The organism is Streptomyces niphimycinicus, assembly GCF_018883605.1.
GTDB lineage: Bacteria > Actinomycetota > Actinomycetes > Streptomycetales > Streptomycetaceae > Streptomyces > Streptomyces niphimycinicus.
The window spans coordinates 1-5,496 of the sequence record NZ_JAHLEM010000949.1 but is presented as its reverse complement, the minus strand read 5'-3'; the positions used below and the strand labels follow the sequence as shown (position 1 = coordinate 5,496).

The following is a 5,496-nucleotide window of genomic DNA, read 5'->3' as shown; positions in this document are numbered from 1 at the left end:
GCGGGCAGCGCGGACCGCGGCTGCGCGGGCACCGCCGCCAGCCGCTCCGCCGGGGGCTGCGGGGTCCCGGTGTCATCCGTACGGCGCTTGCGCCGGGAATCCTCGGGCTCCAGCGGGATCGGCGAGCCGCGCAGCACATCGCCCGCGGTACGCGGCAGCGTCAGCCGGAACTGCGAACCCCCGCCGGGCTCACCCCACGCCTGCAACCAGCCACCGTGCAGCCGCGCGTCCTCCACCGCGATCGACAGGCCGAGACCGGTGCCGCCGGTGGTGCGCGCACGGGCCGGATCGGCCCGCCAGAAGCGGTTGAACACCCGCGTCGCCTCGCCGGGCTTGAGCCCGACGCCGTAGTCCCGCACCGCGACGGCCACCGCGCCGCCCGCCGTCGCGAGCCGCACGACCACATCGCGGCCCTCACCGTGCTCCACGGCGTTGACCACCAGATTGCGCAGCACCCGCTCGACACGGCGGGTGTCCGCCTCCGCGATCACCGGCGCCTCGGCGCCCCGCACCAGGATCCGGGTGCCCTTGGCCTCGGCGAGCGGCTCGGCCCCGTCCACCACCCGGTTCACCACATCGCGCAGATCGATCGGCTCGGCCTCCAGGGCGGCCGCGCCCGCGTCGAACCGGCTGATCTCCAGCAGATCGCTGAGCAGCGACTCGAAGCGGTCGACCTGGCCCCACAGCAGCTCGGCGGAGCGCGCGGTGATCGGGTCGAAGTCCTCACGCGCCTCGTGAATGACGTCCGCCGCCATCCTTACGGTCGTCAGCGGGGTGCGCAGCTCATGGGAGACATCGGAGACGAAGCGGCGCTGCATCCGGGAAAGCTCCTCCAACTGCTGGATCTTGAGCTGGAGGTTCTGCGCCATCTTGTTGAACGACTCCCCCAAACGGGCGATGTCGTCCTCCCCGGTGACCTTCATCCGCTCCTGGAGCAGACCGGCCGCCAGCCGCTCGGAGATCCCCGCCGCCATCCTTACGGGCGTCACGACCTGGCGGACCACCACCCAGGCGATGGCCCCGAGCAGCACCACCACGAACACCCCGGCCGTGGCCAGGGTGCCCTTGACCAGGCTCAGCGACTTCTCCTCCTGGCTGAACGGGAAGAGGTAGTAGAGCTGGTAGGCGTCGCCGTTGTTGTCGTCCAGCCGCTTGCCGATGATCAGCGCGGGCTCGGCGTCTCCGGACCCCGCGTGCACGATCTTTCCGTAGCGCTCATACGGCGCCGTCCGGCCCTCGTCCACCCTCCGGCGCAGATCGGCGGGCACACTGTCCGGCTGGACATCGCCGGAGGCCCGCGGCCCCCGGCTGGCCACATAGGGCGTCTCACCGGAGTCGGAGCTGAGCGCCACCACCGAATACGCGCCCTTGCCACCGCTGGAGAGCTGCTCCACCAGCGCGTTCAGCCAGGCGCCGGAGTCCTGGGCACCGGCCCCCGGCCCGTCCTGGCCACGGGAATCGCTCTTACGGTCGGCCATCTGCTCGGCCACCTCGAACCCGCCGACGGCCTGCCCCTGCGCCGCATGGCGCTTGGCGTCCAGCAGACCGTTGCGCACCTGCCCGATGACCACCAGGCCCAGCAGCAGCACCACACCGAGCGACATCAGCAGCGTGGTGGCGACCACCCGCAACTGGATGTTCCGCCGCCACAGCCGGGCAGCGGGCAGCAGCGGACGGCGCACCCACCGCCCGAACAGCCGGATCACCGGATGGGCCGGCCCTCCGGACGCCCCGTCGGGCAGCAGATGCCCACCGCTCCACAACCTGCGCAGCAGCGGTATCTCACCCGCCGGGTCGGGCCGCCCCATCCGGGCACCCTCCGGAGCCCCGCCGCCCGGTCCGCCGGGCTGCGGCGCCGTACCACCCGTCATCTCAGCTTGGCCCGGCCTTGTAGCCGACACCGCGCACGGTCACCACGATCTCCGGCCGCTCCGGGTCCTTCTCGACCTTCGAGCGCAGCCGCTGCACATGCACATTCACCAGCCGGGTGTCGGCGGCATGCCGATAGCCCCAGACCTGCTCCAGCAGCACCTCACGGGTGAACACCTGCCACGGCTTACGGGCCAGCGCCACCAGAAGATCGAACTCCAGCGGAGTCAGCGCTATCGACTGGCCGTCCCGCTTCACCGAATGCCCCGCCACGTCGATCACCAGATCGCCGATGGCCAACTGCTCCGGCGCCGGCTCCTCGGAACGCCTCAGCCGGGCCCGTATCCGAGCCACCAGCTCCTTCGGCTTGAACGGCTTGACGATGTAGTCATCCGCCCCGGACTCGAGCCCGACCACCACATCGACCGTGTCGCTCTTGGCCGTGAGCATGACGATCGGCACACCTGATTCGGCCCGGATCAGCCGGCAGACCTCGATGCCGTCCCGGCCGGGCAGCATCAGATCGAGCAGCACCAGATCGGGCTTGGTCTCGCGGAAGGCGGCAAGAGCCTTGTCGCCGTCCGACACAAACGACGGTTCAAAGCCTTCGCCGCGCAGCACGATGCCGAGCATCTCTGCCAGTGCGGTGTCGTCGTCGACGACAAGGACGCGTCCCTTCATATCGACATCATCCCATTACCCGATCGTGACCTGGCCCACAGCTCGGCGATACCGTCCGCTGTGACCGGAGAGATCACACCGTCCTCGGTCACGATCGCCGTCACCAACTCCGGTGGTGTGACGTCGAAAGCCGGATTGTGGGCCTGTGTCCCCAGCGGAGCGACCGGCACTCCGGTGCCTGTCTCATGCCCGGCGATGGGGGCGTAAGGAATTGTGATGTCTGTCACCTCATGTCCAGGACGCTGCTCGACCTCGATCGAGGTCCCGTCGGGAGTAGCCGGGTCCACCGTGGTGCTCGGGGCGACCACCACAAACGGCACATGGTGGTATCGGGCCAGCACCGCGAGCGGATAGCTGCCCACCTTGTTGGCCACCGAGCCGTCCGCGGCGATCCGGTCCGCCCCGATCAGCACCGCGTCCACCTCACCTGCGGCGAACAGCGAGCCCGCCGCGTTGTCCGCGAGCAGCGTGTACGCCATACCGGCACGCGCCGCCTCGTACGCGGTCAACCGCGCTCCCTGGAGCAGGGGCCGGGTCTCGTCCACCCAGAGCCGCCGCAACTGTCCCGCCCGGTGCACCGCCTTGACCACGGCGAGGGCGGTCCCCTCGCCCCCGGAGACCAGGGCGCCGGTGTTGCAGTGAGTGAGAATCCGATGACCACCGGCAGGCAGCAGCTCATCGAGGAGCGCCCGGCCGTGGGCCGCCATGCGGTCGCTGGCCTCGGCATCCTCCCGATGCAGGGCCCGAGCCTCGGCGAGCGCGGCCGCGGCGGCCTGGGCGTCGTCCGCGTCGTCCCGGATCGCGCCGTGATACGCGGCGACTGCCCTGCGAACGCCGTAGGCCAGGTTGACGGCCGTGGGACGGGCATGGGCGAGCGATTCGGCGGCCTCGTCCACATCGAAACCCCGGGCCGCGGCGAGCGCGATCCCGTATGCCCCGGCGAGGCCGAGCAGCGGGGCGCCGCGCACGGCGAGAGAGCGGATCGCCTCCACCAGCGCCGGCACATCGGTGCACACCAGCTCGACCTCTTCGGCAGGCAGCCTGGTCTGGTCGAGAAGTACCAGTACGGGCCCCTCCGGGGGCTCCTCCCAGCGCAGCGCCAAGGCGGTGGGAGGTATGGGGCCTTCCGGGGACACCGGATGCTGATCAGCCATCCGCCCAGTCTGCCCTGTGCGCCACCGACTATTGAAGTGCCGGACCGCCCCCAGTGACCGGCACGAGGCGCAATGCCCCGTGGCACGATGGCTGGCATACGCCCGCCGCGGACGCCGCGGCCGGTCAACGAACAACCTACGGAGCGACGATGAATGACACTCCGGGCTGGGCCCCGCCCGGATCGTCCCCTTCCGACGAACCGGACCACGGCGCTCAGCAGCAGAACGAGCCCGCCGACCAGCCCGCCCCGGAGCAGCCCACCTGGGGCCGCCAGTGGGCCCGGCGCCAGCCGCCGCCCGGCCGCTGGACCGCATCGGGACAAGGCCCCACGCCACCGCCGGTGCCGCCCGCTCCCACACCGGGCGGCGGATGGGGCACCGGCCCGCGGCAGCCGTCCGCTCCCCGCCCCGGTGTCATTCCGCTGCGACCGCTGGCCGCCAGCGAGATCCTGAACGGCGCGGTGGCCGTCATGCGCGCCCACTGGCGAACGGTCCTCGGCATCTCGCTGATCGTCTCGATCGTCACCCAGGGCCTGATCACGGCCGCCACAGGACTCTGGTTCAACGACGCCCATGGCAACGAGCGCAATGTCCTCGACGATCCGGACGCCACCGTCGGCCAGGCGATGCGCGCCGTCGGCGGCTCGCTCGGGGACAGCGGAGTCACCCTGCTGCTCGGCGTCCTCGGAACGATCGTCACCACCGCTCTGCTGACCGTGGTCACCGCACGGGCGGTGCTGGGCCGGTCCGTATCCGCCAAGGAGGCATGGGGCGGTGCCCGCCCGCACCTCCTTCAACTGTGCGGGCTGCTCCTTCTGATCCCCACCATCGCCGTGGCCGTGATCGCCGCCGGTATGACGCCGGGTCTGCTGCTGGCCTTCGCGGGTGTACGCAGCGAGGGTGCCGCCCTCGCCTCTCTCGGCGGGTTCGCCGCGGCCGGCGTCGCCGCTTGGCTCTGGGTCCGCTTCAGCCTCGCCCCTGCCGCGCTGATGCTGGAGAAGCAGGGGATCATCAAGGCCCTGCGACGCTCCTTCAAGCTGGTGCGCGGTGCGTGGGGGCGCGTCTTCGGCATCCAACTGCTGGCCGTCGTCCTGGTCTTCATCGTCGGCGCCATCGTCGAGATCCCCACCAGCCTGATCGCCATGGTGATAGGCGGGGACAACGCCATGGACTGGCTGTCCGGTGAATCCGTCGCCGTGAGCTGGACCTTCCTGGTCGTGGTCGGCGTCGGCGGCGTGATCAGCTCGACCATCACCTTCCCGATCAGCGCCGGCGTGACGGCCCTTCTCTACATGGACCAGCGCATCCGGCGCGAGGCGCTCGACCTCGAGCTCGCCCGTGCCGCGGGAATGCCGGGCGACCCCACGGATGGCCATGGCAAGGGCCAGCCGACCGTCGCCTCGACGTCCGGGAACTGACGGCTTCACAGACGGGCGCGAACGGGGCGTCGCCCGACGCCCCTTCACCGCACAGGTCGTCACTCTCACAGGCCCTCACCTCCCCCGTCGGACTGCGGCCTCACTGACAACTCTGCGTGCCGGCAACCGCGCCACGCCAGGACACTGAGGGCTTTTCACTCGATCCGGTGGAACATCCGCTCGAATGGGAACGTGGGAACGCAAAAAAGCCTCGGTCCCGAGCATTAAATGCTCGGGACCGAGGCTAAAAATTGTTCGGCGGTGTCCTACTCTCCCACAGGGTCCCCCCTGCAGTACCATCGGCGCTGAAAGGCTTAGCTTCCGGGTTCGAAATGTAACCGGGCGTTTCCCTAACGCTATGACCACCGAAACAC

At 70.4% G+C, this 5,496-nt stretch carries 4 protein-coding genes and 1 rRNA gene; 1 reads left to right on the top strand and 4 read right to left on the bottom strand.

Features of this window, described 5'->3' with window-relative positions; genetic code table 11:
- The 3 genes from mtrB to mtnA all read right to left on the bottom strand — a co-directional run.
- On the bottom strand, window positions 1-1,808 hold a 1,808-nt coding region (mtrB, locus tag KN815_RS46010), incomplete at its 3' end, for an MtrAB system histidine kinase MtrB (protein WP_253209666.1).
- Between the two features lie 64 nt (window positions 1,809-1,872).
- Window positions 1,873-2,550, bottom strand: a complete 678-nt coding sequence (gene mtrA, locus KN815_RS46005; protein ID WP_014061181.1) for a two-component system response regulator MtrA — start codon at window positions 2,548-2,550, stop codon at window positions 1,873-1,875.
- Window positions 2,547-3,704, bottom strand: coding sequence for an S-methyl-5-thioribose-1-phosphate isomerase (gene mtnA / locus KN815_RS46000; protein WP_216347738.1), 1,158 nt, complete (start codon window positions 3,702-3,704; stop codon window positions 2,547-2,549). Before mtnA ends, mtrA begins: the two co-directional genes overlap by 4 nt.
- A 149-nt stretch (window positions 3,705-3,853) precedes the next feature.
- On the opposite strand from mtnA, the gene KN815_RS45995 reads away from it, so the two are divergent.
- Entirely contained in the window at window positions 3,854-5,122 is a 1,269-nt protein-coding gene (locus KN815_RS45995) for a hypothetical protein (RefSeq protein ID WP_216347737.1), read from the top strand.
- Between the two features lie 253 nt (window positions 5,123-5,375).
- Here the strand turns inward: KN815_RS45995 and rrf are convergent.
- A 5S ribosomal RNA gene (rrf, locus tag KN815_RS45990) occupies window positions 5,376-5,492 on the bottom strand.
- Window positions 5,493-5,496: the final 4 nt, after the last annotated feature.

What these genes read in the sequence shown, in the direction of transcription:
- KN815_RS45995 (WP_216347737.1), top strand. Translation starts at nt 3,854, where the DNA reads ATGAATGACACTCCGGGCTGGGCCCCGCCCGGATCGTCCCCTTCCGAC.
- mtrA (WP_014061181.1), bottom strand. Translation starts at nt 2,550, where the DNA reads ATGAAGGGACGCGTCCTTGTCGTCGACGACGACACCGCACTGGCAGAG.
- mtnA (WP_216347738.1), bottom strand. Translation starts at nt 3,704, where the DNA reads ATGGCTGATCAGCATCCGGTGTCCCCGGAAGGCCCCATACCTCCCACC.